Below are 25,119 nucleotides of genomic sequence, written 5' to 3'. Positions count from 1 at the left end.
CTTAACCGACGCTGTGTTCAAGACTAATGGCGAGGAGTTTCTGGGCTTCAACGGCAAATTCCAGCGGCAGTTCAGAGAACACGTCCTTACAGAAGCCGTTGACGATCATCGAGATGGCATCCTCTTCGCTGATCCCGCGCTGCAGGCAGTAGAAGAGCTGATCTTCGCCAATGCGTGACGTCGTCGCCTCATGCTCCAGCTGGGCGGTGTTGTTGCGACACTCGACATACGGGAAGGTGTGCGCGCCGCAGTCTGCGCCAATCAGCATCGAGTCACACTGGGTAAAGTTTCGCGCATTGGTCGCCGTCGGCATGATCTTCACCAGCCCGCGATAGCTGTTCTGGCTGTGCCCGGCGGAGATACCTTTCGAGATAATGGTCGATTTGGTGTTTTTACCAATGTGGATCATCTTGGTGCCGGTATCGGCCTGCTGATGCCCGCTGGTGAGCGCCACCGAGTAAAACTCACCGATGGAGTTATCGCCGCGCAGGATGCAGCTCGGGTACTTCCAGGTGATGGCAGACCCGGTTTCCGACTGGGTCCACGACATCTTGCTGTTTTCACCTTCGCACAGCGCACGCTTGGTGACGAAGTTCAGAATACCGCCGGTATTGCCGTCGCCCGGGAACCAGTTTTGCACCGTGGAGTATTTCACCTCGGCATCTTTATGGATGATGACTTCTACCACCGCCGCATGCAGCTGATAGCTGTCGCGGACCGGGGCGGAGCACCCTTCGATGTAACTGACGTAGCTACCCTCGTCAGCCACCAGAATCGTGCGTTCAAACTGACCGGTTTTTTCCGCATTGATGCGGAAATAGGTCGAGAGCTCCATCGGGCAACGTACCCCTTTCGGCACGTAAATAAAGGTGCCGTCAGAGGCCACCGCCGCATTGAGCGCCGCGAAGAAGTTGTCGTTAGAGGGCACCACGGTCCCGATGTACTTTTTCACCAGTTCCGGATGATCGTGAATCGCTTCGCCGAAGGAGCAAAAGATAATCCCCTGCTCGGCCAGCTTGTCGCGGTAGGTGGTGGCCACCGAGACGGAGTCAAAGATAGCGTCCACCGCCACCTCTTTGCCCTCGCGAACCGGCACGCCCAGCTGGTTAAAGGCTTCTTCCACCTCTTTGCTGAGGAAGCTGTTTTCCGCGCCGGTCTGCTGCACCGCGCCGGGCTGCGAGGCGCAGGTGTCATCACAGCTGCCGCAGGAGGGTGCAGAGTAGTAGCTGTAGTCCTGATAGTTCAGCTTGTCATAATGGGCTTTCAGCCAGTGCGGCTCTTCCATCTCCAGCCAGGCGCGGTAAGCGCTCAGGCGAAATTCCAGCATCCACTCGGGCTCGTTACGTTTTGCCGAGATCGCCCGAACGACATCTTCGTTAATGCCTTTCGCCAGTTCATCCGTCTGCAGCTGGGTGAAGAACCCCTCTTTATAGTTGAGGTGTCCACCGCTCCAGGTCTTTACTTCACTCGTTGCTTCAGTATTACGAGACATAGTACCGCCTATACCCCAAAGCTTTCGCCGCAGCCGCATTCGTTCTGGGCTTTCGGGTTATGGAATTTGAATAACTGGTTTAAGCCTTCGCGGACGTAGTCCACTTCGGTACCGTCGATAAACGGCATGGCCTGCAGTGCGACGAATAATTTTGCACCGTCCGTCTCAAACACCAGGTCATCTTTCTCGGGCTCGGTGACGGTGTCGAGAACGTAACCGAAGCCTGCGCAACCGGTCTGTTTGACCCCAAGACGCACACCGAGGATCTCGGGCTTTTTCGCCACCAGCTCGTGAATATGTGCCGCCGCCGCGGGCGTCAGCGTTAAACCGCGCCAGCTAAAATCGGCAGGATTAAAGGTTTCTGAATGCAGTTCCATAGGTCCACCTCATCTGATAAGCCATCAGGGCATAACACCATGTTAGTGATAACGATTATCACTTCAACCCTCTGTCAGCAGGGGCATTCGGCTAAACCGCCCTTTTTGCCTACTTTTATTAAGCATAGACCCTGTGGCAGGATGCAGGCAGGATGGATTTAATTGTTCAATGCATTGATTAATAATGCATTTTGTTGCAGCGGTGATGACAGAGAGGAGAAAAGTAAAATATGCATCGGAAATGCCTATTTTTGAGATAGCTTTTCTGACTTCCGTGAAAACAGGCAATTTTCTCGTAACGCTATTCATCTTCTCGATCTCGCGTATCCGGGAAAAATGCCTGTTGCTCAGAAATTCCCTATTCCTCAGGGCTTAAAGCGGCACGGGAAGCTTGAATGGAAGGTATAAAAAACCCGCCGATGCGCGGGTTGAATGGTATGGGCACTGCGTGGAGGATATTGCTGAAGTCTTTGGGTGACGAGGCAATTGCAGTGTCCATTCCACCAGAAAAAGCCCCGGCATGCACCGAGGCTGGAAGAGTGTTTTACAGCTTAAAGCCCACTTTCTGCTGCAGCTTTCGCCTGGGTTAATGCTCCGGCATTAAATATTGGGTGCTCGTGATTATTCGTTATGTCACGAACGCGGTAGATTTTCCATGCATCATCTTCACGACGCAGAAATACTTCAAGGTGCATGGTTTTCCCTCCACCGGCTCCCTCAATGACCTGCACTACTTCACCGTTTAAAAATGGCCTTGCGTTTTCCACTCGTAACGCAGGTATCCATTCGCGAGAATAATCCTGGGTATACGTAAAATAGTCAGACTCTATTAACTCTTGTTCATAGATTTCCTGAATGGCATCAATCCGGGCAATCGTATCAGCGGAAACATATTTACGCAGTTCATCGGCAGGATAAGGCCTGGCATCATCACTACCGAATGCGGAAAGATAGGATTTATAAAATGACTCAGTAGCGTCTTTCGCATCCTGATCATCACTGGCAGTCGAACTACATCCCACCAGCAACATAACGAATGATAGAAATATCCTTTTCATCAATGCATCCTGTAAATTTTAAAGGGGGGTTGCATTTTTCGGTACCCTGGACCCGGATACATGCTTTTTTGTACAAAGTCCGAAATCCACTGCTTACCGTCATACATAGTCATGTGACCTATGCCATTTCCACCGGGGTACGGCTGTATTACAGCCACATCGCCCGAAATTAAAGTTGAACCGGGCGGCAGCTCACTGAACCCAGCACGTAATAATTCCGCCCCATAATCTTTTGCATAATCTGTGTTCGGTACCTTAACACCGCCAGCCAGGATAGCCAGGCGGGTATACTTAGCACATTCACTATGAGATCGCCCCAGAGCGTGTGAACGGAGATACGAAACTACAGCTTCTTTATTCCAACTCATTCTTAGTTCCTTTAAGTAAGTAAGAATAGAATTATTATATTAACCATTTATTCTACGTGGGATTAAAAGTGCTGTTTTCTAGAATTTTAAGCTGGCGGGGAACGATACAATGAATCACATTGAAAGTGTCAGCATTCAATATGAAAAAATCACCTGGAGAATTCTAGATGGTAATATTCAGTTTTCAGATGCATGGAATGAGCGTCGTACAAACTGACTTATACGGTTCGGAGGGTTAATGAGGTTTATTCAGAAAAAGGCCCTCAAGGCCTCTGACTAAGACTGATGAAATGAAACCGCAAATCCTTGCTCACGCCAGTGATCGAGCTGCTCCTGCTGGCGAGGGGTTGGGGATTTACCCGTCCAGACGAAGATTTTTTGCCCGGGAAACAGTTCAGGACGCGGTGAATCAATCGGTTCCGCCAGAACGTCAATGTGCCAGCCCTTCTGCGATAAGCGCGCGGCTTCAAGCCACAAATGGGTGCGATCATCGCATTCCCAGCCAATCAGGAGCGCGTCTTTACCGGCTTTCTTGCGGGACTCCGCCAGGCTTGCAATCGCGAATTCAATCAGTACACCATCAAACAGGCTCGCCATGTGGCGCACCGTGTTTTGATCCTGGTTCATCCGCTGGCGGACGGGAGAGATAATATTGTCAATCAGCGCATCCATCGGGTGATCGCGACGAAACTCACCGACTTTGGCGCGCAGTTTTGCCGGGCTGGCGTAACGCAGTACGGTCATCATCTCTTCCTGGAAGGCGAGCCAGTTGCCCTGCGTCAACACTTCCTTGTTTTCCAGCAAGGCTTTGACTTTGCCGACCGAAACGCCGCTTTTCATCAGGCGTTTGATCTCTTCAATACGCAGGATATCTTCATCGTCAAACTGACGATGACCCCCTTCGCTGCGCTGCGGCTTCAACAATCCATAACGGCGCTGCCAGGCACGCAGCGTAACGGGGTTGATACCGCATCGTTCGGCCACTTCGCCGATACTGTAATAGGCCATTAACTCCCTCACGCTCAGAACTTCCATACCTAACTACACCAACCTTATCAGATTGTACAAACCATTTGTATAATTAAGGCCACATTTTGCTCAGGTGAACGGGCGACGTTGCCCTTCACCTGTTAATACATTGTTGTATAAAATGTGCCTGTCGTACAGTTAAGTCCGTCGAAATGTGTACAACCCTATCAGATTTCGAATCTCTTCTCCGGCCACGCAATCGCCGGTATCCCGCCATGCCGGGGGCTGGCAAAAAGGTGCCCCTGGAACTGGGAAATGCCTGCAGACTCCAGCCACATCCACTCTTCCGCCTTCTCTACGCCTACCGCGCAGAACTGAATCTCAAGCGAGGCACAGCATTTAATGATCGCCTGAATAATGGCCTGTCGGGGGCCACTTTTGTGCACGTTCGCAACCAGATCGCGATTAATCTTAATTCTGTCCGGCTGGAACTGAGCCAGTAGCTGCAGCCCAGCAAAACCAGCACCAAAGTGATCGATCGTCACGCTGATCCCCGCGCTTTTTAACTGCCTGACCGCATCCGTAAACTCATCAAAGCGGGAAATGGCTTCGCTTTCGGTAAACTCCACCACAATTTGCTCGGGCACAAACCCGTTGGCTTCAATCGCGGTAAGCAGGAAATCCACGGCGTTGGGAATGTTAACCAGCGTCATGGGCAGCAGGTTGAGGGATAACGTCTGGCCCTGTAACCCCAGCGCGCTGGCCATGGAAAGCGCGACCTGTTTGCTTTGCAAATCCGAGGCATACACTTCGTCACGCGGCCGGTTGGCGAAATAGACCCCAGGTGCGCCGCCGTCCGGGGTGCGGAGAAGCGCCTCCCAGGAAACGACCTGCTGCATAAACGGATCGACTATCGGCTGGAAGGCGAAGCTGCAATCCGCCCCTTTCGCGACCACTTCAGGTTGCGCGGACAAAGGTGTTTCTTCGGTGACAAAATCCCATGAATCCGCAGGCGGCAGTTCAAAGTAGTTCGATTTTTCAGTCGCTTCGATAAAGGTACGGAAAAACTGCAGAGGGCGGTCGTTGTACGTCAGCTGGTAACGGGTCGTTCCCCTGTTGAGCACCTGCTGCAGCACCTCATCCCTGTCGAACTGGCGTAAATCAAACAGCTCCATGCCCACGTTACCAAAACGCCGGACTGGACCGTGATCGCGCATTAACTCCACTACGTTATGGTGACGCGGGTCGTTACAGATCTGCTCATAGATGGCAGTGACCTGCTCCACCGGCCCTTCAAGCAGTTGAAAAAAATGTGTGCCGTTAAACAGCAGGATCCCCGTGACATTGGATTGCCGGTTTTTACGATTTGCAGCAGCGACCATGGCTTCCAGCGCTTTCACTGGAACGTCCTCGCAGATATGACTGCGGTAAATGATGGTTGTGAGCATGCTATTCCTGGGGTTAGGGTTTTGGCCACGAAAGACGTGGGTAATTTTCATTTATAGCACATTAATTGCCCTACAAATAATTTACATCTCAATCATTTACAGCAGTTAATGTGATTTTTTTCTCTGCTGTACAACTTACCAGCGTCAGAACTTTTTGTACAATATATCCTGTAACGTTACCGCTTCGCGACAACGATATAACTATATGATAATAAAATAATTTATAAAATATATCATAAAAAAATTCAAAATTTGTACATTTTGGGTGTACAGATTTTGAAATTGTGTATACCTTAAATGTAACGTTAGTGATTACAAAATTTTACAGGAGCGAAACATGCAGCAGAAAGGTTACGCCACAGATTCCGCAGCAGCGATCGCACAGTACTTCGAAAAGGCCGCCCTTCCGACCCAACAGGAGACGCTGGGTCAGGTGGTAGTAGAAATTCTCAGCGACGGGCGAAACCTCAATCGCAAATCGCTCTGTACCAAACTGCTCAGCCGACTCGAGAACGCGGATGGGCCGGAAGAGGAAGAGCATTACCACATGCTGCTTGGTCTGCTCTTCGAACGGTAAGGTTATGAACAGCAGTGACGCAGACAGTCTGATCGACAAGCTTATCGGTGAAGCCGTTCTCTCTCTGTTGAAAGAGCGGGGGCCTGTGACAACCGAAGGATTGCTACAGCGTCTGCGGACGATGAAAGCCTGTGAAAAGGATCCCCGGCGGCGGGAGACACTTGCGAAGGTGATTGCCGACATCGGCACAAATAATCTCGCCTTTACACGTCGCAGAACCGCACAAGGACGAACGAACAGAGAGGGACCTCTCAACGATAAAAGAGACAATGTAGTGCCGTTATTTGGAAGTGGAAAACCGTCCGACCCCAAAAAAATACATTGACTGCAATTTAACAGCTACGGTGAGAACAAATGAGACAAAATATTCAGCTTCAACCCGAATACCACTCTGCTTTTTTAGACAGTGCGCTGGCGGAATATTTCCGTCACGCAGGCGATCGTTTTGCTGAAGAGTCCGCTATTTTTTCTACTGCAGTACGCTGTGTTCTGGCCTCCGAGGGTCACCTGTCTAATAAAGCGATCATCTTATGGCTTATTCAGACGCTGGAAGCCACCAACGACGTGGTTCAGGCGGACGTCATTCGTAAAACGCTGGAAATCGTGGTGGGTTACACGATGGACGATCTCTGAATTCCTGCCTGCCACGCCCCCGACGTGTCATCGTCAAAACTGACGAACAGCCTGACGATGACACGTAACGCCCCGCATAACACCCTGTAATACCAGCAAAGCCAATCTGGCACGCTTCCTGCTTAACGCCAACTACGGGACTGGGTTGTCCAGTCAACTTTGCTTCATTTCTTAACAGGTCTGTTATTGATGAAAAAGATCGCCAGCGTCTGCCCGTACTGCGGTGCAGGCTGTAAATTAAACCTTGTCGTAGAAAATAACCGTATCATCCGTGCCGAAGCGGCAGAGGGGGTAACAAACCAGGGCACCTTATGTCTGAAAGGATTTTACGGTTGGGACTTCCTCAACGATACCCGTCTGCTCACCCCACGCCTGACCCAGCCAATGATCCGCTACCACAAAGGCGAGCCATTCACCCCCGTTACCTGGGAAGAGGCTATCCGTTACACCGCTCACCGGCTCAGCAGCATTAAAGCGCAGCACGGACCGCGGTCAATTATGACCACCGGCTCCTCCCGTGGAACCGGCAATGAAACAAACTATGTGATGCAGAAATTTGCCCGTGCGGTGCTAAACACCAACAACGTGGACTGCTGCGCGCGCGTCTGTCATGGTCCATCCGTTGCCGGGCTTCAGGAGACGCTCGGCAATGGCGCGATGAGTAACTCCATCAACGATATTGAGAACTCAAAATGTCTGCTGGTGTTTGGCTATAACTGCGCAGACTCCCACCCTATCGTCGCCCGGCGCGTGCTGAAAGCGCGTGAAAACGGCGCAAAAATTATCGTCTGCGATCCGCGGCGCATTGAAACGGCGCGAATTGCCGATCAGCATCTGCAGCTCAAAAACGGCAGCAACATGGCGCTGGTGAACGCCTTTGGCTACGTTCTGCTGGAAGAGGAGCTGTACGACAAAAACTACGTTGCACGCTTTACAGAAGGGCTTGAGGCCTACCGGCAGACGGTAAAAGACTATGCGCCAGAGCGTGTGGAACATCTCACCGGCCTCCCCGCCCGTGAGGTGCGTCAGGCGATGCGTACCTTCGCGGCGGCCCCTTCCGCTACCGTGATGTGGGGAATGGGCGTCACTCAGTTTGGGCAGGCCGTTGATGTGGTCAAAGGGCTCGCAAGCCTGGCGCTGTTGACCGGTAATCTCGGTCGCCCTGCCGTCGGCGTCGGACCGGTGCGCGGTCAAAACAATGTCCAGGGGGCCTGTGATATGGGCGTGCTGCCCAATATGTTCCCCGGCTATCAGGACGTCACCGATCCGGCCGTTCGGCAGAAGTTCGCCAGCGCCTGGGGGATTGACGCTGCGGCGATGGACGATCGGGTCGGGACGCGCATCACCGAAGTGCCGCACCTGGCGCTGGAAGGCAAGATCAAGGCCTACTACATCATGGGGGAAGATCCGCTGCAGACGGAGGCCGATCTCGGGCTGGTGCGCAGTGGTTTTGAAGCGCTCGATTTTGTCGTGGTTCAGGACATCTTCATGACCAAAACGGCGGAAGTGGCGGACGTTCTGCTCCCGGCAACCTCCTGGGGTGAGCACGGCGGCGTCTTTACCTGTGCCGACCGGGGATTCCAGCGTTTCGGCAAAGCCATCGAGGCCAGCGGCAACGTGAAGCGCGACTGGGAGATTATCAGCCTGCTCGCCACCGAGATGGGTTACCCCATGCACTACGACACTAACCAGCAGATCTGGGATGAGATGCGCGAGCTGTGCCCGCTTTTCTACGGGGTAACCTATGAAAAAATGGGCGAGATGGGCCACGTGCAGTGGCCGTGCCCGACGCTGGATCACCCCGGCACACCGTACCTGTACAAAGATAATCAGTTCGACACCCCAACCGGTAAGGGGCAACTGTTTGCCGCGCCGTGGCGCGCGCCGGCAGAAACGCCTGATGACGATTACCCGCTGGTGCTCTGTACGGTGCGCGAAGTGGGACACTACTCCTGCCGCTCCATGACCGGTAACTGCGCCGCGCTACAAAGCCTGGCCGACGAGCCCGGCCGGGTGCAACTGAACCCTGCCGATGCGGACAAACTGGGCATTACTGACGGGCAGCTGGTCTGGGTGCGTTCGCGTCGCGGCAAAGTGATTACCCGCGCCAGTATCAGCGAGCGCATCAACGCCGGAGCCGTCTACATGACCTATCAGTGGTGGATTGGCGCCTGCAACGAGCTGACCCAGGATAATCTCGACCCCATCTCCAAAACGCCGGAAACGAAGTACTGCGCGGTGCAACTGGAGGCGATTGAGGACCAGCGCTGGGCTGAGGACTATGCGGCGTCTGCCTATCAATCGATGAAGACCCGGTTGATCAGCGCAGTGAATGTGTAAGTAAAAAGAGGCTCACAGCATGGGCCTCGGATCATTAATAATGATACCGCCTTTCTTGCCGGGTGGCGCTGCGCTTACCCGGCCTACATCGAGCCAGGATCTCAATAAATAGCCTGTTTTATTGTAGGCCCGTGCAAGCGTAGCGCCGCCGGGCGAAACCAAAGTACCATGACGCGCTCGCTATTCTAAAGGCGCATAACCGTGCACTATGTTTTGTAATTCACTGCATCACGGGAACACACTCCCCGTAATGATTGACCAGATAGTCACGCAGCAGATTCGGGTAACTCTTTTTCTCTACCATTTTGCGAATCAGCGCAATCAGTTCAAAATCCGTTCGCAGATTAAATTTCTGCATCATCATATATTTATGCGTAAAGACAGTTTTATCATTCATCTCCAGCGCCCGGGCCACCTGCACTACCGATAGCCCCCGGTAAAAATTCACCATAATGCGAATTTGCTGGGGTGATAATATTTTATACTGGCACTCACAGCAGCTTATTTTTTTCCAGGTATAACCGGGCGCCTGCGTGCGATACCAGGCGAGAAACAGCATCTCGCTCAGGCGATCGAGCGAGACATTACGCGGAATAAAAAGAATATCCTGGAAACAGGCGTTAAATGCCGAAACGCCCGGCGCATCCTCCACCAGTCCTATCACGATCCCTTTCTGGCGGGCCTGTAATTCTGGAATACAGGTGAGCGTCTCCCCTTTACAGAGGGAGAGCACGATAATATCGGCAGTGCTGACGTTTTCATGGCTAAATTGCGTCGCGAAGTGGATCGGCTGTTTAAAATTACGCAAAAAGAAATCCATAAAAAAATGCTGCAGTCCACTGCGAAAAAATTGATCGGCTTCCTGAATAAGAATATTCAACATAGCAAATACCACTGTCCTTAATGTGTGAGGAACGTCAACGCCGACATCTCAGTTATATTGCATCGTCATCACAACGACTGCACTGATACTCCCCGGCGTCGCGCCGCCGCTAACCGATTTGACCGACGCCTGCATGGCCATCGTGGCGGTTCTGTCTGCCGCAATAGTTTGCGTTATGCTGGAACCTGTTCCCTTTAGCGTCCCTGTTCCGGCCTCACGCATGGCGACCGCCACGTTTGTCGCCGAGCCGCTGTTCAGATAGTAGTCCGCCCCGGCGAGCGGATCGGGGCTTCCGGTGAACGAGACCGTGACGCTACGGGTTCCCGCCGGACACTGGGTAAACAGCAGGTTAAAAGGCACGGGATCGGATGATGACCCCGGCGTCGCCATATTGGTGGCCTGTATATTCCCAAGATTAATATCCATACTGGTGCTCCCGCCGTTAAAGATACAGGGCGAGGCAACGATATTTCCCGTGACGCCAAGATTCACGCTGTCAGCCGCGAACGTGTGCCCGCAGAATAAAAGAAGAACAAGCCCACGCTGATAATGTAATTTCATCACTCCACCTGTTACTGGTACGTCAGATTTAGCGTGGCGGAGGCATTCGCGGAGCCGGACTCAACGGAGGTTAAGGTCTGGTAATAACGCGCCGTTAACGGGAGCGTCTCTTGTCCACCCGCAGACTGTTTTAATAACAGACGGCTATTTAATGCCAGCGGCGTACCGTTATATAAAAGCTGCACGCCGACACCTTTTGCCGTACCGGCACTCCCCTGCCCCGTTAAGGCCATCACGCTGGTATTTGCACTGTCGGGATTCTGTATTCCGCTGAGCGAGACCGTAATATTGGTGCCAGCGCTGCAGGTTAATCCCAGATTTTGTGTATTCTGCGCCACGCCCGGCGTGGTCCCCACTACGGTGCCAAACGCGGATGCCGGAATATCACCAAGCGGGAACGTCAGCTGTGGCGTATTGATCGTGCATGCCAGGGCGTTGATGGTTCCGCCGGTAAGTTGCTCGGTCAGCCCGTCACGATAAACCCCGTCGCTGCCCTGGAGCGTGACCACGCCGATGACCCCCGGCGTTAAGGCACCGGATGACACCGGGCCGGTCACCACCAGCTCGACCCGGCCGCCATACCAGTCCACATAAGAGGTCTGCGCACTGTAAGAGAATGTATTGCTTGGGTTCTCGAAATAGGCATTTGAAGAAAACCGAATGCCTATGCCGCTGACGTTGGTGTTATACACATGATTGCCGTAGCTGCTCAGCGTGGCATTGTTATAGCGCATGCTAAAACCCAGCATTAACGGATTGGTACACCCTGTCAGATAGCTCCCTGTCATGCTTCCCGTGCCGGAAAAAATCACCGTGCCGACAGGCGCATCACGTTGAACATTAATGGTCCCCACCGACAGCGTCGACAGCTGCGGCGTAATAGTGGTGCAGGTCCCTGCCCTGGCCACTTGCCAGCCGCACAGATAACACAGCAGTAAAATAGCGTTGATGAACTTCATATTAATGCTCCTGGCGACACGTGACGCTAATGTCAGCGATGCCACCATACTGAGATCCTTTCGGCAGATTAAAATCCGCCCGACACTGCTGGTGGGATTGCGTCCCCCAAGTCGCCAGAACGGTGCCCTGTTCGCGCAGGCCGGTTAAATAGACCTGACCTCGATCGCCGACGATAAAACTGCTGCTGGTGTCGCCCTCCAGCGTGACCACCGCGCCAAACGGCACGAAACGGTTATTGTCCATTAAGGTCATCAGCACCCGGCGTCCCACTTTCGAGAGGTAATCGGCTTTCACGACCGCACCGCGTGTCGGCGTGACCGTGCGCGTGTTGATCTCCAGCTCCACATCCTCGGGCATATTCTCAGGATCGAGGGCGAGATCGTTTTTCCGGTACACGGAGAGGTTATTCACCACCGTGTAGCCCCGGTAATCCGTCCGCACGCCAGCCTGATTGCGAATATTGACGCCGTGCGCGCCAGGGGCTTTGATTAACGCGTTGGTTTCCCCCAGCGGCTGCGACAGCGTAATGCCGTCAGCATGCGCAAGGATGCCGCCCTGTAAGCCATAATTCAGGCGCTCGCTACTGGTGTCGTAGCCATAGCCCGCCGAGACCTCGCCGTATGTGCCTTTATAGTCGCCGTTCATATTGCCGGTATAACCCACGCCATCGGTGCCGTAGCCCTGCTGGATATTCCAGTTCAGGGCGCTGTTTTCGAGAGCAACCCCGTTCATGCCGAGATTGTGTGTTGTGCCATTATTCTGACTGGCGTTCAGGCCATAGTTGGCCCACGTCTGCGGCAGAAATTTGTCCAGCGGCACGCTGACGGTAAACGCCAGAAGCTGGTCGCGATCCCAGGATTTCGTACCCCCGCTACCGGATGACGCCGGGCTGCCGTTTTTACTGAATGTCCAGGTCACGCCATAGCTGATGTTGTGCCAGTAATTGTTGTAACCGACACTCCATGACGCCATTGATTTGTCGGCGTTCCAGTAATCCTCCCGTGCGGCGCTCAGCGTCAGCGCGCCCAGGTTTCCACCCAGCGTCTGGCTCATCGTCAGCTCCACGCGATTGCGCCGTCTCTCCTGAAGTGCGCCGCTGTCCCCGAAGGAATCCAGCACTTCCTGCATCCCGTAATAGCCACGGGTTGAATAGCGGTATCCTGCAATGGAAAAATTTGTGCCGGTATTGAGCAGGTTCTTGCTGTAACGCGCGCGCAAGGACTGCCCCTGCGTTTTTGCGGTATCGGCCGGTGATGACCAGGCCTGGGTGATATCCGCGGAAAGCGCACCGAAATCGCCCATGTTTTTACCTACTCCAAGCGCCAGGGACTGGTACTTGCCGGAACCCTGCACGCCGCCATAGAGCGTAATGCCATCCGGCAGGCCATAAATCGCAGTGATCTGGCCAAACGGTGTTTTCTCCACGCTGCTGTTATAGGCGCGATACTGTCCCGCGGAGAGGGCATATTTCAGCCGTCGCTCGCGCTGCAATACCGGTACCGAGGCATACGGCAGCGTGAAATGCTGCTCGCTGCCATCCGCCTCTTTGATGGTCACCTCTAAGTCGCCCGCGCCGCCGGTGGGGTACATATCGCTAATCTCAAACGCGCCCGGCGCCACATAGCTTTGGTAGATCTGATAGCCATTCTGGCGGATCACCACCTGGGCATTGGTGCGTGCGATCCCGCGTACCACAGGCGCATAGCCCTTCAGGGAATCCGGCAGCATGTCATCGTCCGACGCCAGCTGGACGCCGCGAAACGGCATACTGTCAAACACATCAGCCGGGGCGGAACTGTCCCCGACGGTAAGCTGCGCTTTCAGCGGGATCACGGCGCGTTGCAGGTAGCTGTAGACCGTATCCCATTGATCCTTGCCGGAAGGATCCCGCGACCAGGTGGTGTAGTTGCGTAAACGCCACGGCCCGATATTGATCCCCGGACGCAGGTTCGCATACTGGCTGTTGCTGCTGGCCCCCGCGCCCGTTTTCGCCCGGCTGGTCGCCCCGCTCAGGCTGTAATTGAGCATGGCTGCGGTTATCCCCTCATCCCACATCTGCGGCGGGACATAACCTCTCGCCGGCAGGTCGATGGCTGCCTGAGGGATGCTGAGCACAAGGCGCTGGGCGCTAAACTGGAAATCTGCACTGGCCTGCGGTATCGCCTGAAGATTGACACACTCGCCCGGTTCCGCACTGAGTGCGGGAAATAATGCGGTTTTAACCCCCCAGCGTTTTAATTGCTCACTGCTCAGGCACGGCTGCAATGTCTCATCGCCATTCTCGTTTTTGCCTGCGGTAAAGCGAATATCCCCCGTCTCCACTAACGCGTCGTCAACAATAATATCGACATGGTAGTTCCCCGGCGCCTGAGAGCCTGATTCAAAAGCCGACAGATCGGCTTTATCCATGCCGGGATTATCCAGCTCTATCAGATCCGTGTTAAATGCCACACTGGCACAGAGCGTCGGAGAGGATCCGGCAAACGCCAGGGCGATAAACGTCGCCAGGCGTGCAGGCCGCATCCTGTTTATTACTGTCATGACGAATTACCTGATAAATACGGGCGTTGCCGTTTGCTAACACATTACAAACTGGCCTGGTGTAAAACGCCGGGACTGCCATAGTCGTTAATGATTTTAAACGTGAGTGAATTTCCCCTCGCCTCATTTGGTAATGCAAACCGGGCTGAAGCGCCGGGTAAAACATACGTCACGTCATCCAGTTTTTTTCCCGCCAGCGTAATTTCATTAAAGTTAATGACGTATTGCGTGGGGTTTTTGACCTCAAGGTTATTTCCTGTTCGTTGCCAGGTTAATTTACTGGCCTGTTCCTCTGGTGTTGACGCCCGCAGACCTTCAGGCCGGTAAATCAGTTTGATGCGGGTTTTCACTGCAATTTGCAGGGAGTTCGTCTGTTTTGATGCCGACGGAATCGCTTTAATATTCAGCCAGAACAGACTTTCCCGTTCCTGTGGCAATGCGCCCGTCATTACAATTCGCTCAATGTTTTTTTGTCCACCATCCAAGCGATATAATGGCGGCGTAATAATAAAAGGCGCTTTACCTGAGTTCCCTTCCTGCATATCTATCCATGACTGAATTAAATAGGGCGTACTGTCAGGGTTATTTATGCTTATTGACGCTTCTTTTTTAGCCCCATCGAAGATGAGGCGGGTGCCGCCAATAATAACGCCGGCGTTGGCTGTGGTCAGCGTGAGCGCAGACAGCGCCAGGGCCAGTCCTGTCGTGGTGATAAAACGCATGATAAACCTCATACAACAAAGGGGCCGGGTTGGCCCCTTAATGATTCTGCAAAATATCAGTTATAGATCACTGAGAAGTTAGCGACAGAGTTTGCCGGGCCGGCGGTGACGGTCGCTGCGGTGGAAATATACTGGGCATAGAAGCTCAGGGTATTATCCGCCGTGCTGCTCAGCACATAGCTGTAGCTATTGCTGCCATGAAGCGGGAGATCCGCCTTATCTGCCGTCATCAGGTTAATGGCCACCCCGGTCGCCGCACCCGCCGCAGACGAATCAATCGCCAGCAGGCTGGCATTGGTGGCATCCGGCGTACCATCAAAACGCACTTTGGCGCTGGTCACCGTCACCGGACAGTTTTTCAGCACAATATTAAACTGCGTTGCTGCCGTTCTGGCGCCGGTGGTTGGGAACTCCGTTTTATAATAATCCCCTAATACCACGACCTGATTCTGAGACGCGACATCCACATCGCAGGCGGAATCCAGAATATTACCGTTAAAGTTAACCGTACCGGCTGCGGCAAAAGCGTGCGTCGTTGCCAGAGTGGAGCCGATTGCCAGCATTGCTATCATCATTTTATTTTTCATAAATAAATCCTGTATCACTTTATTTATTACAGAAATCCAGACAAAGCGGTTTAAAGCTGTTCACCGCCACCTCACCTTGTCATTTATATATTGTCAGGTGCCCATTAAATAACGTCGCTTCATAGCTCAGCTTAAACATTCCGGGTTATGCCTGCCGACGAGTAAAATTTATACAACTCTTTTTCGGCGCACAATCTATTTGAGGTCTAGCTGTAGACTCAGGTTTAACAAAATTAAAACAATTCTCTTTAGAATTATCTCATTGCCATTATTACGGGTCTACTTTTAGACCCGTAAAAGACAACCTTAAATTTCATATAATTAGGACCACAACATCTTGCGGTCTATTTTTAGACCTGCCGTAAACATTCCACGACTCGCTGTTTTTTAAGATAATTCTTTATGCCGATCAAAAAATGATCGCATCCGTAAGTGAGGTCTCTGATGAACACCCGAATGGCTCCCGTAGTCGATATTGAAAAAACCCCGGTGCTGACTGCAAAACCCTATAAGCACATCGAGAAACTAATTAATACTCTTCTTCCCCTGACAGAAAGACGCATTCTGTCCAGAGGGGAAGTGGTTCACTATTACCATCACGACGACCGTCAGTGTTTTTTACTTCTGCAGGGCAGCGTGGCGTTGCACCGTCGGGGAGATGGCATTGTATTAAATTCTGAATCCTCGCCGTTTATTCTCGGCGTCAGCAGCCAGTTCTCGTCAGAACATCTGTACGTCCGGGCGCTGGAAACCTCTGAACTCGCGGCCGTTTCGCTGGAACGTTTTAACAGCACGATTGCGCAACACAATTTGTGGGAACCCTTTTCGCATCTGCTGATCTATACCGCCTCCCGGGTCTACGAACACTGCTCGCGGATCTCACAGATGTCGGCCTATGACATCATCCGGTTTCAACTGGTGGAGTTGATGCAAGAGCCGGAAGCAATACGGATGAACACCACGGCGGCTGCGTATATACAGAGTCGAACCTGGCTGTCGCGCAGCGGAATTATGCGGATCCTGGCCGAACTTCGCACCGGGCAGTACATTACAATGGAGCGCGGCGTGCTGCTTGATATACACCATTTACCGAGGAAATACTGACCCAGGTGGTGCTGGCGAAAACGAGTAACGCTATAATCAGAAAGATGATTCTTTCAGGTTCAGGTTATGTCCACCACAGAAAAGCCACGACGTGGCTCCCCTTATGCACAAGAGCTGATTACGCACTTACAACCTTACTCTGCGATTCGTAACACCGGTCGCGGGGAGCAACTGGATCTGGTGGTCAACGGTCAGGGGATGAGTTATTTGATCCTGGAAGGCACCGTGGCCATTTACCGACGCAGCGACAATCTGATGCTGTCGACGGCGAAAAGCCCGGCGTTTTTTGGTGTGGCCAACCTGAATGACATCTTTTTTGACGACTACCTGAAAACGGTGACCCCCTGCAAAATTGGCCTGTTGCCCACCCGGGAGCTCAACGTCCTCATTCAGGAGAAGGCGCTATGGGGGCTGCTGTCTAACCATCTGATGTTTATGTACAACCGGCTCTACAACACCGTCATGCCGAAGGGCGCCCCAACGGCCTATGAGATGATCCGCCAGCAGCTGATGTTATTGATGAATGAAGATGACTCTTATCGCCAGGGGATTACCGCTGAGCGCTACATTCGCGACAAGACCCAGCTTTCCCGCAGCGGCGTGATGCGGATCCTCGCGGATTTAAAAACCGGGGGGTTTATCGAAATGGAAGAGGGCCGGCTCATTAAAATCAATAAACTGCCCGCTAAATATTGAATTCCGGAGACAAAAAAGGCCGCGGTTGCGGCCTTTTTACGCTCTCAATGGACGTGAACGCCCAACCGCCAGGCAAAATAGATCTCTTCTTTCAGCTCATTCGAAGAGAGCGCCAGCAAATCTGTAAATTCCAGCTCAAGCTGTTTCAGCTTTTTCAGGTACTGCGCCGGAGACAGGTTGCTCTTATCGCGACGTAAATATTCAATTGCCAGCTGTGTTGGGGTTATTTCAGTATCCATGATGTCCTCGCTTATGTACAAAACCTGACCAGTATACCACAACCCACTGGCTAGTTTTTGACCAAATGCAAAAACATCAGGAAAATTTATACCACCGCCGTCGTCAGCCTCGATGAGCAGCACAGACGGTCCTGCTCATCGAGAATATCGATCTGCCACACCTGATGACGGCTACCGGCGTGCAGCGCACGGCAAATACCGCGCACGCGCCCGCTGCGCACCGAGCGAATGTGGTTAGCATTCACCTCAAGTCCGACAACCTTCTGCTCCCCTTCGGTGCAGAGGTACCCCGCCACCGAGCCCAGCGTTTCGGCCAGCACCACGGAGGCGCCGCCGTGCAGCAGGCCAAAAGGCTGATGCGTGCGGTGATCGACAGGCATGGTCGCCTCCAGATCGTTCTCGCCGATGCGGGTAAACTGGATATCCAGCAGCCCGACCATATTCCCCTCGCCCATGGCGTTTAACGCCTGTAGCGTGACAGCGCGTTTCCAGATCATCCAATAATCTCCAGCAAAGCCTGCAATGGATGGCGTACCCCGTTACCTTCGACCCGTTTCACCTGGCTTCGACAGGAGTAGCCCGTCGCCAGGCAGCGGTTTCGCGGCAAACGCTGCATCGCCTGATGCCAGGACAGCTCGTAGATGCCGAGCGAGTTGGCGTGGTTTTTCACTTCATGTCCGTAGGTGCCGGCCATTCCGCAGCAGCCCACGTTGACGCTCTCAAGCTTTGCGCCGAACCGGGCAAAGACAGAGGCCCATTGTGCGGGGGCGCCAGGCAATGCGGTGACTTCGGTGCAGTGACCGAACAGGTACCACGGTTCACCGCTGACATCCTGAACCGCTTTGCCTTCCAGAGCCGCCGGCAGCCACTCATGCACCAGCAGCACGCTGAAATCGCCACGCTTGTCGCCCAGCGTCTGCTTATATTCATCGCGGTAGCACAGCACCAGCGCCGGATCGACACCGACCATCGGTATCCCCAGCTGCGCCACGCGATTCAGGAAATCAGCTGTTTTCTGCGCGGTCTTCGCAAAGCGCGTCAGGAAGCCCTTAATGTGCTGCGCCTTGCCGTTAGGCGAGAATGGCAGGACCACTGGCTGATAGCCCAGCTTTTCTGACAGACGGATGAAGTCCGCCACCACCTCTGCATCGTAGTAGCTGGTAAACGGATCCTGCACCACCAGTACTATCTTCGCTTTTTGCTCAGGGGTGAGTGCCTCCAGCTGCTCCAGGGTCATGTTCGCCGAGCGATGCCCGACGAGCTGGCGCTGAAGAGAGGGCACCGAGAGCAGCGGCAGATCGACCATCCCGATATGCTTTTCAGAAAGTTTTCGCACCAGCGGCTGGTTAATAAAGAAGTTAAAGGTCTTTGGCGCTCGCGCCATCAGCGGCGCGTAGCTCTCTACCGTCGCTACCAGATGGTCGCGCACCGGACGCAGATAGCGCGTGTGGTAAAGCTGCAGGAAACGTGAGCGGAATTCCGGCACGTCGATTTTAATCGGGCACTGGGTGGAGCAGGCTTTACAGGCCAGACAGCCGGACATCGCCTCTTTCACCTCGTGGGAGAAATCATACTCGCCCTTGCTGGCATGCCAGCTGTTGCGGGTGCGCTCGATAAGCGAGCGCAGGCTGGCGCGTTTTTCCGGTAACTCCTGCTCGAGCCGGAGCGGATCAACCCCGCGGTCGGCGAGCAGGCGCAGCCACTCGCGCACCAGCGTCGCCCGCCCTTTCGGCGAGTGAATACGGTTGCCGGTGATCTTCATCGACGGGCACATCGGGCTTTTGACATCAAAGTTAAAGCACAGGCCGTTGCCGTTGCACTCCATCGCGCCGCGCCAGGAGGATCGCACCGCAATCGGGATCTGTCTGTCGTAGGTGCCGCGCTTGACGGCGTCCACCTGCAGCATCGGGGCATCGACACCTTCAGGCGGGCAGATTTTACCCGGGTTGAGGCGGTTATGCGGGTCGAAAGCCGCCTTCACCTTACGCAGCTCCGCATAGAGCTGTTCACCGAAGAACGCCGGGCTGTATTCCGCGCGGAACCCTTTCCCATGTTCGCCCCACAGCAGACCGCCGTATTTGGCGGTTAAGGCCACCACCTCATCGGAGATCTGCTTCATCAGGATCTCCTGCTGCGGGTCGCACATATCCAGCGCAGGACGCACATGCAGCACCCCGGCATCCACGTGGCCGAACATGCCGTAGCTCAGGCCGTGGCTGTCCAGCAGGGCGCGAAACTCAACGATATAATCCGCCAGGTGCTCAGGGGGAACGCAGGTATCTTCGGCAAACGGAATCGGCTTCGCCGCCCCTTTGGCATTGCCGAGCAGCCCCACGGCTTTTTTCCGCATCGCGTAGATACGCTCGATACCGGCCAGATCGTTACAGAGCTGCCAGCCGATCACGCCGCCTTCGCCATGGGCAATCAGTTCGTCCAGTCGCTGACACAGCGTGGTCACCTGGCTGTCGATAAGCGCTGCGTCGTCGCCGGCAAATTCCACGATATTAAGACCCAGCATCTCTTTACCCGGCACGTCGGTAATCAGCTCGCTAACGGAGTGCCAGACGATATCTTCCCGGGCCAGATTGAGCACTTTAGAGTCAACGGTTTCCACTGACAGCGCTTTAGCTTCCACCATAAACGGCGCATTGCGCAGCGCGGAGTCGAACGAGTCATATTTGACGTTCACCAGGCGACGCACCTTCGGCAACCGGGTGATATCCAGCCGCGCCTCGGTGATAAACGCCAGTGTGCCTTCGGAGCCGGTCAGCACGCGGGTTAAATCAAACTGGGTCAGGTCATCGTTAAAGACGTGGCGCAGGTCGTACCCGGTCAGGAAGCGGTTCAGTTTGGGGAATTTATCGAGGATCAGCTGTCGGTTGTCGCGGCAGCGCTCCAGCACGGTGCGATAAATGCGCCCGCTGGCGGTGTTATCTTTGCCCAGCGTTTCCGCCAGCTCCACCGCCATCGGCTGGGTATCGAGGATATCGCCCCCGAGCAGAACCGCTCGCACGCCCAGTACGTGATCGGAGGTTTTGCCGTAGACCAGCGAGCCCTGGCCGGAGGCATCCGTGTTGATCATCCCGCCAATGGTGGCGCGGTTACTGGTGGAGAGTTCAGGAGCGAAGAAGTAGCCGTACGGTTTGAGGTACTGGTTAAGCTGATCTTTGATCACGCCCGCTTCGACCCGCACCCAGCCCTCTTCAGGGTTGATCTCGATGATGCGGTTCATATAGCGCGACATATCAATAATGATGCCCTGGTTCAGCGCCTGACCGTTGGTTCCGGTGCCGCCGCCGCGCGGCGTAAAGACCAGCGAGGCGAAGCGCTCCTGCGTGGCGAGCCGGGCAATCAGCGCCACGTCGGCCGTTGAACGAGGAAAAACGACGGCATCGGGAAGAAGCTGGTAAATACTGTTATCGGTGGCCATCGTCAGCCTGTCGGCATAGTTCGTGGCGGTATCACCTGTAAAACCCTGTTGCTCCAGTGCCTGCAAAAAATTAAGCACCAGCTGAACGACGCCAGGTGCCTGAGAAATCTGTGGGATCATGACCGTCGACCCTAATTAGAGTAATGTGAAATCGTTTGCGTTGTGTCCGGAAAGTTTTATCACATTTTTTTCTTATAATCTCTGCTGAATTACAGGCAGAATTCGCCTGTCAAAAATCGCTGATATCATTAATGATTAGAGAGACGCGGTTTTCCCTTCCCGCCAGCCTCGCTGGTGTTTTATTAAGGAAAGTTTCATTTATGGTCAATGTTCGCCAGCCCAGGGATGTTGCGCAAATTTTGCTGTCGGTGCTGTTCCTGGCCCTCATGATTATTGCGTGTCTGTGGATTGTTCAACCCTTTATTCTCGGCTTCGCCTGGGCTGCGACCGTGGTCGTCGCCACATGGCCTTTATTGCTGCGCTTGCAGAAGCTGCTGTTCGGCCGCCGTGGGTTAGCCGTGCTGGTCATGACGCTGCTGCTGTTCCTGCTGTTTATTATTCCCATTGCTTTGCTGGTGAACAGTCTGGTGGATTCCAGCGGCCCGGTTATCCGTGCCATTACCAGTGGCGACCTGACGCTGCCGGATCTCGCCTGGCTGAACAGCATTCCACTGGTGGGAGCCAAACTCTACAGCGGCTGGCATAGCCTGCTGGAGATGGGTGGCAGCGCGCTGATGGCAAAAGTTCGCCCGTATATTGGCACCACCACCACCTGGTTTGTGGGTCAGGCGGCGCATATTGGCCGCTTTATGATGCACTGTACCCTGATGCTGCTCTTCAGCGCCCTGCTCTACTGGCGCGGTGAACAGGTGGCGTTGGGCGTTCGTCACTTTGCTACCCGCCTGGCGGGTAAACGGGGCGACGCTGCGGTACTGCTGGCGGCACAGGCCGTACGCGCGGTTGCGCTGGGCGTGGTGGTGACCGCGCTGGTGCAGGCGGTGCTGGGTGGTATTGGTCTGGCGATTTCCGGCGTACCGTACGCCACGGTTTTCACCGTGGTCATGCTGATGACCTGTCTTGCGCAACTGGGGCCGCTGCTGGTGCTGGTCCCCAGCATCATCTGGCTCTACTGGACCGGTGATACCACGTGGGGAACGGTGTTGCTGGTCTGGAGCTGCGTGGTCGGCACGATGGATAACGTCATTCGCCCGATTTTGATCCGCATGGGCGCTGACCTGCCGCTGATCCTGATCCTCTCCGGGGTGATTGGCGGCTTGATTGCCTTCGGCATGATTGGCCTGTTTATCGGCCCGGTGCTTCTCGCCGTCACCTGGCGTCTGTTCTCCGCCTGGGTGCATGAAATTCCCCCGCCGGGAACTGACCCGGACGTGATTTTGAGCGAACTGGAAGAGCTGGAAGAAAAGAATACCCATTAAGCCTTGTTGCCGGGTGGCGCTGACGCTTACCCGGCCTACATTCTCCCTCTCAATACTTTAACACCGCTAAAGTATTTATTCGTTGCACACTGGTCAGACCCGCGATTCCTGCCCCCAATCTGCTCATAACCGCAAGAAATCTTTACGTCTCTTTAACTATTGAGACGAATCCGATCGACGCTAAAAGCGGACATGCCTACTATTAGCACACGGTTATAAATCAACACCTTGATTTATAAGCATGGAAATCCCCTGAGTGAAACAACGAATTGCTGTGTGTAGTCTTTGCCCATCTCCCACGATGGGCTTTTTTTTATCCTGACTACGCGCGCTTAACCTCACAGGTACTGAGCATCCGCCACTCAGCAGGCAGCACCCGCGTTTCCCCTGTCACATTAACCGTAACCGCCTCGCGGATATCCGCCGACGATGCGCCAACCTGCAGCTCAAACTCGCCCGGCTCAACGATGCGTTTCCCGTCACGACGGGTGAAGTTGAACATCTCCACCGGCAGCGTAAAGGTGAGCGTGGCGGTTTCCCCCGGCGAGAGCGTGACGCGCTGGAAGGCCTTCAGCTCCTGGAGCGGCCGAACCTGCGTGGCGACCTTATCCCTGACGTAAACCTGCACCACCTCGCTGCCGCTGCGCTCCCCGGTGTTGGTGATCTCCACGCTCAGTGCCACCTCGCCGTCGACCGACACCTCAGATGAAGCCACGCTCGCGTTCCCCCAGCTAAATGTCGTCCAGCCGAGGCCGAAGCCAAACGGGTAACGTGCACCGAAATGGAACGCAAACGGCGTGCCGCCGCTTTTGAGCTTGTGATTGTAGTAGTACGGCATCGCGCCGGCGCTTTTCGGCACGCTCACCACCAGACGCCCCTGCGGCTCCGCACGCCCCGTTAGCACGTCCGCAATGGCCCAGCCCCCTTCCTGCCCCGGTGCCCACGCCACGATCAGCGCGGCCACCTTCTCCTCCAGGCCCTGAAGATGGTAAGGACGCCCCCCGGTCATCACGACAATCACCGGTTTGCCCGTCGCCACCAGCGCCTCCAGCAGCTGTTGCTGCACGCCCGGCAGGTTTAAGGAGTCGGTATCCGATCCTTCCCCCACGGTACCGCTCTGGAACAGCCCGGCGAGATCGCCCACGCAGGCCACGACGACATCACTCTCCTGCGCCGCGTTCACAGCCTCGGGGATCAAGGCGGTGCTTTGCGAAACCGGCGACTGCTGCATCGGTTTGCCGCCGCTGTCCCCCGGGAAGACCGGCGCACCCGCCATCCGTTTTTCGATGATGTGACACCCTTTAGCGTAGCGGACCTGCGACGCGCCAAGGTAATGCTCCAGCGCCGCGCGCGGCGTCGTCACCTGAGAGGTCTCCTCGACCATATCGCTGATGATCAGATGAACGGGGAAACTGTAGCCGCTGAGTAACGCCAGCGGATCGTCTGCCGTCGGCCCTACCACCGCCACGCGGGGTTTGCCGCCAAGAGGTAAGATGCCGTTGTTCTCCAGCAGCGTGACCGATTTTGTCGCCACCTCGCGTGCAACCTGGCGGGTTACCTCATTTTGCAGATCGATACCGTTTTCATCGACATACGGCTGTTCAAACAGGCCGAGACGGAATTTTTCGGTCAGTACACGGCCCACAATCTCATCCACTTTCGCCATGGCGATCAGCCCGCGATCGACGGCTTCGGCCAGGTGGCGTGCGCAATCATCTTTCGGCAACTCAACATCCAGCCCGGCGTTGAAGGCCAGCGCGGCAGATTCTGCCGCATCGTGGGAAACCCCATGATGCTGATGCAGCAGGCTGACGCCGCCGTAGTCGGCCACAACGATGCCGTCGAAGCCCCACTGTTCGCGAAGGACGGTGGTCAGCAGGAAGCTGTCGCTGTGGCCCGGCTGGTTATCAATATCGTGATAGGCGGGCATTACCGAACCGGCGTTGGCGAGCTTCACCGCCATTTCAAACGGCAGCAGGAAGGTGTCGTTAAGCTCGCTAAAACCCAGGTGTACCGGAGCATGGTTACGCGCGCCTTCACTGAACGAGTGACCCACATAATGTTTGAGGGTCGCCAGCAGGTCACGTTTGTCGCCCTGCAGTCCCTTAACGTAGGCGGTGGCCATGACGCCCACCAGCCAGGGATCTTCGCCAAAGGTCTCTTCGGTTCGCCCCCAGCGCACGTCGCGGGAGACATCCAGCACCGGCGCCAGCCCCTGCTGGCAGCCCACAGACCGCGCCTCTTTGCCAATCTGTTGTGCCGCTCGCTGCACCAGTTCCGGGTCCCAGGTGGAGCCGTAGTTCAGCGACGACGGGAACAGCGTGGCGTCTTTACACAGCAGCCCCACCAGGCACTCCTCATGGAACAGCGCCGGTATGCCGAGACGCGTCTCCTCCATCATCATCCGCTGCAGGCGGTTAGCGGCGCGTACCCCGGTTTTCGCATCAACGATATGGGTTCCCAACGGACGGGTGATCTGCCCGACGCCCAGCTTAAGCCGTTCGCCGAGGGAGGCCTGTTGGCTCACACCGGCAAATTCGTCACTCAGATCGCTGCGCTCGCGGTGGTTGCCGTTTTCATCGAGGATCAGCCAGTACGCATGCATCTGAGCGAACTTCTCTTCCGGGGTCATGCGTGCCAGTAAATCGGCGACGCGCTCGTGCACGGGACGTCCCGCGTCCTTATAGATAGCTGTCAT

At 54.8% G+C, this 25,119-nt stretch carries 23 protein-coding genes, 1 other RNA gene and 1 pseudogene; 9 read left to right on the top strand and 16 right to left on the bottom strand.

Annotated elements, in window-relative coordinates; all coding sequences use genetic code 11:
- Position 1: 1 nt before the first annotated feature.
- The 4 genes from sufB to SP99_RS09270 form a co-directional block, all read right to left on the bottom strand.
- Positions 2–1,492, bottom strand: a complete 1,491-nt coding sequence (sufB, locus tag SP99_RS09290; protein ID WP_025757298.1) for a Fe-S cluster assembly protein SufB — start codon at positions 1,490–1,492, stop codon at positions 2–4.
- A gap of 8 nt (positions 1,493–1,500) precedes the next feature.
- Positions 1,501–1,869, bottom strand: coding sequence for a Fe-S cluster assembly scaffold SufA (gene sufA / locus SP99_RS09285; RefSeq protein WP_025757299.1), 369 nt, complete (start codon positions 1,867–1,869; stop codon positions 1,501–1,503).
- A 551-nt stretch (positions 1,870–2,420) separates the two neighbouring features.
- A complete protein-coding gene (locus tag SP99_RS09275; RefSeq protein ID WP_047958363.1) occupies positions 2,421–2,927 on the bottom strand; it encodes a YqhG/Tai3 family protein in 507 nt (168 codons plus the stop codon).
- Entirely contained in the window at positions 2,927–3,295 is a 369-nt protein-coding gene (locus tag SP99_RS09270; RefSeq protein ID WP_047958362.1) for a hypothetical protein, read from the bottom strand. The genes SP99_RS09275 and SP99_RS09270 overlap by 1 nt, the downstream gene beginning before the upstream one ends.
- 82 nt (positions 3,296–3,377) lie before the next feature.
- On the opposite strand from SP99_RS09270, the pseudogene SP99_RS25005 reads away from it, so the two are divergent.
- Positions 3,378–3,512 (top strand): annotated as a pseudogene (locus SP99_RS25005) (type VI secretion system tube protein Hcp); the annotation flags it as partial.
- Positions 3,513–3,571: 59 nt separating this feature from the next.
- Here the strand turns inward: SP99_RS25005 and SP99_RS09265 are convergent.
- Both SP99_RS09265 and SP99_RS09260 read right to left on the bottom strand, forming a co-directional pair.
- Positions 3,572–4,303 carry a MerR family transcriptional regulator gene (locus tag SP99_RS09265; RefSeq protein WP_045284949.1) on the bottom strand — a complete coding sequence of 244 codons (732 nt, stop codon included), beginning with the start codon at positions 4,301–4,303 and terminating at the stop codon, positions 3,572–3,574.
- A gap of 188 nt (positions 4,304–4,491) precedes the next feature.
- Complete coding sequence (locus tag SP99_RS09260) at positions 4,492–5,712, bottom strand: diguanylate phosphodiesterase (protein WP_047958361.1); 1,221 nt, start codon at positions 5,710–5,712, stop codon at positions 4,492–4,494.
- A 337-nt stretch (positions 5,713–6,049) separates the two neighbouring features.
- Here SP99_RS09260 and ycgZ point away from each other — a divergent pair, with 337 nt between their 5' ends.
- The 4 genes from ycgZ (at position 6,050) to fdhF (ending at position 9,262) form a co-directional block, all read left to right on the top strand.
- On the top strand, positions 6,050–6,289 hold the full coding sequence (gene ycgZ / locus SP99_RS09255; RefSeq protein ID WP_047958360.1) for a regulatory protein YcgZ: 240 nt from the start codon (positions 6,050–6,052) through the stop codon (positions 6,287–6,289).
- A gap of 4 nt (positions 6,290–6,293) precedes the next feature.
- The gene (locus SP99_RS09250; RefSeq protein WP_047958359.1) at positions 6,294–6,614 is read left to right on the top strand and encodes a hypothetical protein; all 321 of its coding nucleotides are present in this window, start codon (positions 6,294–6,296) and stop codon (positions 6,612–6,614) included.
- 29 nt (positions 6,615–6,643) lie between these two features.
- Positions 6,644–6,922, top strand: coding sequence for a biofilm development regulator YmgB/AriR family protein (locus SP99_RS09245; protein ID WP_023327185.1), 279 nt, complete (start codon positions 6,644–6,646; stop codon positions 6,920–6,922).
- 189 nt (positions 6,923–7,111) lie between these two features.
- Positions 7,112–9,262, top strand: coding sequence for a formate dehydrogenase subunit alpha (fdhF, locus tag SP99_RS09240; RefSeq protein WP_047958358.1), 2,151 nt, complete (start codon positions 7,112–7,114; stop codon positions 9,260–9,262).
- Positions 9,263–9,482: 220 nt separating this feature from the next.
- Here fdhF and SP99_RS09235 read toward each other — a convergent pair whose 3' ends face one another.
- The 6 genes from SP99_RS09235 to SP99_RS09210 are packed head-to-tail and all read right to left on the bottom strand — an operon-like array spanning position 9,483 to position 15,516.
- Entirely contained in the window at positions 9,483–10,145 is a 663-nt protein-coding gene (locus SP99_RS09235) for a helix-turn-helix transcriptional regulator (protein WP_047958357.1), read from the bottom strand.
- 48 nt (positions 10,146–10,193) lie between these two features.
- Positions 10,194–10,706: a fimbrial protein gene (locus SP99_RS09230; protein WP_047958356.1), complete on the bottom strand. Its 513-nt coding sequence runs from the start codon at positions 10,704–10,706 to the stop codon at positions 10,194–10,196.
- A gap of 11 nt (positions 10,707–10,717) precedes the next feature.
- Positions 10,718–11,665, bottom strand: coding sequence for a fimbrial protein (locus SP99_RS09225; RefSeq protein ID WP_047958355.1), 948 nt, complete (start codon positions 11,663–11,665; stop codon positions 10,718–10,720).
- A gap of 1 nt (position 11,666) precedes the next feature.
- On the bottom strand, positions 11,667–14,207 hold the full coding sequence (locus tag SP99_RS09220; RefSeq protein ID WP_047958354.1) for a fimbria/pilus outer membrane usher protein: 2,541 nt from the start codon (positions 14,205–14,207) through the stop codon (positions 11,667–11,669).
- A 44-nt stretch (positions 14,208–14,251) separates the two neighbouring features.
- Entirely contained in the window at positions 14,252–14,929 is a 678-nt protein-coding gene (locus SP99_RS09215; protein WP_047958353.1) for a fimbrial biogenesis chaperone, read from the bottom strand.
- A gap of 56 nt (positions 14,930–14,985) precedes the next feature.
- Complete coding sequence (locus tag SP99_RS09210; RefSeq protein ID WP_025757313.1) at positions 14,986–15,516, bottom strand: fimbrial protein; 531 nt, start codon at positions 15,514–15,516, stop codon at positions 14,986–14,988.
- A gap of 444 nt (positions 15,517–15,960) precedes the next feature.
- Between SP99_RS09210 and SP99_RS09205 the strand changes: the two genes are divergently transcribed.
- The gene (locus SP99_RS09205) at positions 15,961–16,620 is read left to right on the top strand and encodes a winged helix-turn-helix transcriptional regulator (protein WP_047958352.1); all 660 of its coding nucleotides are present in this window, start codon (positions 15,961–15,963) and stop codon (positions 16,618–16,620) included.
- 66 nt (positions 16,621–16,686) lie between these two features.
- Complete coding sequence (locus SP99_RS09200) at positions 16,687–17,316, top strand: helix-turn-helix domain-containing protein (protein ID WP_047958351.1); 630 nt, start codon at positions 16,687–16,689, stop codon at positions 17,314–17,316.
- 44 nt (positions 17,317–17,360) lie between these two features.
- Here the strand turns inward: SP99_RS09200 and SP99_RS09195 are convergent, their stop codons facing one another.
- The 3 genes from SP99_RS09195 to ydiJ all read right to left on the bottom strand — a co-directional run bounded on the left by SP99_RS09195 (position 17,361) and on the right by ydiJ (position 21,105).
- Positions 17,361–17,555 carry a YdiH family protein gene (locus SP99_RS09195; RefSeq protein ID WP_003857766.1) on the bottom strand — a complete coding sequence of 65 codons (195 nt, stop codon included), beginning with the start codon at positions 17,553–17,555 and terminating at the stop codon, positions 17,361–17,363.
- A gap of 86 nt (positions 17,556–17,641) precedes the next feature.
- Positions 17,642–18,052: a 1,4-dihydroxy-2-naphthoyl-CoA hydrolase gene (menI, locus tag SP99_RS09190; protein WP_045285297.1), complete on the bottom strand. Its 411-nt coding sequence runs from the start codon at positions 18,050–18,052 to the stop codon at positions 17,642–17,644.
- Positions 18,049–21,105, bottom strand: a complete 3,057-nt coding sequence (gene ydiJ, locus SP99_RS09185) for a D-2-hydroxyglutarate dehydrogenase YdiJ (protein ID WP_047958350.1) — start codon at positions 21,103–21,105, stop codon at positions 18,049–18,051. Before ydiJ ends, menI begins: the two co-directional genes overlap by 4 nt.
- Before the next feature lie 200 nt (positions 21,106–21,305).
- Between ydiJ and ydiK the strand changes: the two genes are divergently transcribed.
- Positions 21,306–22,421, top strand: a complete 1,116-nt coding sequence (ydiK, locus tag SP99_RS09180) for an AI-2E family transporter YdiK (protein ID WP_025757318.1) — start codon at positions 21,306–21,308, stop codon at positions 22,419–22,421.
- Between the two features lie 209 nt (positions 22,422–22,630).
- An RNA gene (rprA, locus tag SP99_RS23690) (antisense sRNA RprA) lies at positions 22,631–22,738 on the top strand.
- Positions 22,739–22,743: 5 nt separating this feature from the next.
- Here rprA and SP99_RS09175 read toward each other — a convergent pair.
- The gene (locus tag SP99_RS09175) at positions 22,744–25,119 is read right to left on the bottom strand and encodes a glycoside hydrolase family 3 N-terminal domain-containing protein (RefSeq protein ID WP_047958349.1); all 2,376 of its coding nucleotides are present in this window, start codon (positions 25,117–25,119) and stop codon (positions 22,744–22,746) included.

This window comes from Enterobacter sp. BIDMC92, from assembly GCF_001030225.1.
Classification (GTDB): domain Bacteria; phylum Pseudomonadota; class Gammaproteobacteria; order Enterobacterales; family Enterobacteriaceae; genus Enterobacter; species Enterobacter sichuanensis.
This window is presented reverse-complemented; position numbering and strand designations above follow the sequence as displayed.

Excerpts from the sequence above, each read along its gene's own strand:
- ycgZ (WP_047958360.1), top strand. The coding sequence starts at position 6,050 with ATGCAGCAGAAAGGTTACGCCACAGATTCCGCAGCAGCGATCGCACAG.
- menI (WP_045285297.1), bottom strand. The coding sequence starts at position 18,052 with ATGATCTGGAAACGCGCTGTCACGCTACAGGCGTTAAACGCCATGGGC.
- SP99_RS09270 (WP_047958362.1), bottom strand. The coding sequence starts at position 3,295 with ATGAGTTGGAATAAAGAAGCTGTAGTTTCGTATCTCCGTTCACACGCT.
- SP99_RS09195 (WP_003857766.1), bottom strand. The coding sequence starts at position 17,555 with ATGGATACTGAAATAACCCCAACACAGCTGGCAATTGAATATTTACGT.
- sufA (WP_025757299.1), bottom strand. The coding sequence starts at position 1,869 with ATGGAACTGCATTCAGAAACCTTTAATCCTGCCGATTTTAGCTGGCGC.
- SP99_RS09235 (WP_047958357.1), bottom strand. The coding sequence starts at position 10,145 with ATGTTGAATATTCTTATTCAGGAAGCCGATCAATTTTTTCGCAGTGGA.
- SP99_RS09200 (WP_047958351.1), top strand. The coding sequence starts at position 16,687 with ATGTCCACCACAGAAAAGCCACGACGTGGCTCCCCTTATGCACAAGAG.
- SP99_RS09215 (WP_047958353.1), bottom strand. The coding sequence starts at position 14,929 with ATGCGTTTTATCACCACGACAGGACTGGCCCTGGCGCTGTCTGCGCTC.
- sufB (WP_025757298.1), bottom strand. The coding sequence starts at position 1,492 with ATGTCTCGTAATACTGAAGCAACGAGTGAAGTAAAGACCTGGAGCGGT.
- SP99_RS09230 (WP_047958356.1), bottom strand. The coding sequence starts at position 10,706 with ATGAAATTACATTATCAGCGTGGGCTTGTTCTTCTTTTATTCTGCGGG.
- SP99_RS09260 (WP_047958361.1), bottom strand. The coding sequence starts at position 5,712 with ATGCTCACAACCATCATTTACCGCAGTCATATCTGCGAGGACGTTCCA.
- SP99_RS09225 (WP_047958355.1), bottom strand. The coding sequence starts at position 11,665 with ATGAAGTTCATCAACGCTATTTTACTGCTGTGTTATCTGTGCGGCTGG.
- SP99_RS09275 (WP_047958363.1), bottom strand. The coding sequence starts at position 2,927 with ATGAAAAGGATATTTCTATCATTCGTTATGTTGCTGGTGGGATGTAGT.
- SP99_RS09210 (WP_025757313.1), bottom strand. The coding sequence starts at position 15,516 with ATGAAAAATAAAATGATGATAGCAATGCTGGCAATCGGCTCCACTCTG.
- SP99_RS09205 (WP_047958352.1), top strand. The coding sequence starts at position 15,961 with ATGAACACCCGAATGGCTCCCGTAGTCGATATTGAAAAAACCCCGGTG.
- SP99_RS09245 (WP_023327185.1), top strand. The coding sequence starts at position 6,644 with ATGAGACAAAATATTCAGCTTCAACCCGAATACCACTCTGCTTTTTTA.
- SP99_RS09220 (WP_047958354.1), bottom strand. The coding sequence starts at position 14,207 with ATGACAGTAATAAACAGGATGCGGCCTGCACGCCTGGCGACGTTTATC.
- SP99_RS09175 (WP_047958349.1), bottom strand. The coding sequence starts at position 25,119 with ATGACAGCTATCTATAAGGACGCGGGACGTCCCGTGCACGAGCGCGTC.
- ydiJ (WP_047958350.1), bottom strand. The coding sequence starts at position 21,105 with ATGATCCCACAGATTTCTCAGGCACCTGGCGTCGTTCAGCTGGTGCTT.
- SP99_RS09250 (WP_047958359.1), top strand. The coding sequence starts at position 6,294 with ATGAACAGCAGTGACGCAGACAGTCTGATCGACAAGCTTATCGGTGAA.
- fdhF (WP_047958358.1), top strand. The coding sequence starts at position 7,112 with ATGAAAAAGATCGCCAGCGTCTGCCCGTACTGCGGTGCAGGCTGTAAA.
- ydiK (WP_025757318.1), top strand. The coding sequence starts at position 21,306 with ATGGTCAATGTTCGCCAGCCCAGGGATGTTGCGCAAATTTTGCTGTCG.
- SP99_RS09265 (WP_045284949.1), bottom strand. The coding sequence starts at position 4,303 with ATGGCCTATTACAGTATCGGCGAAGTGGCCGAACGATGCGGTATCAAC.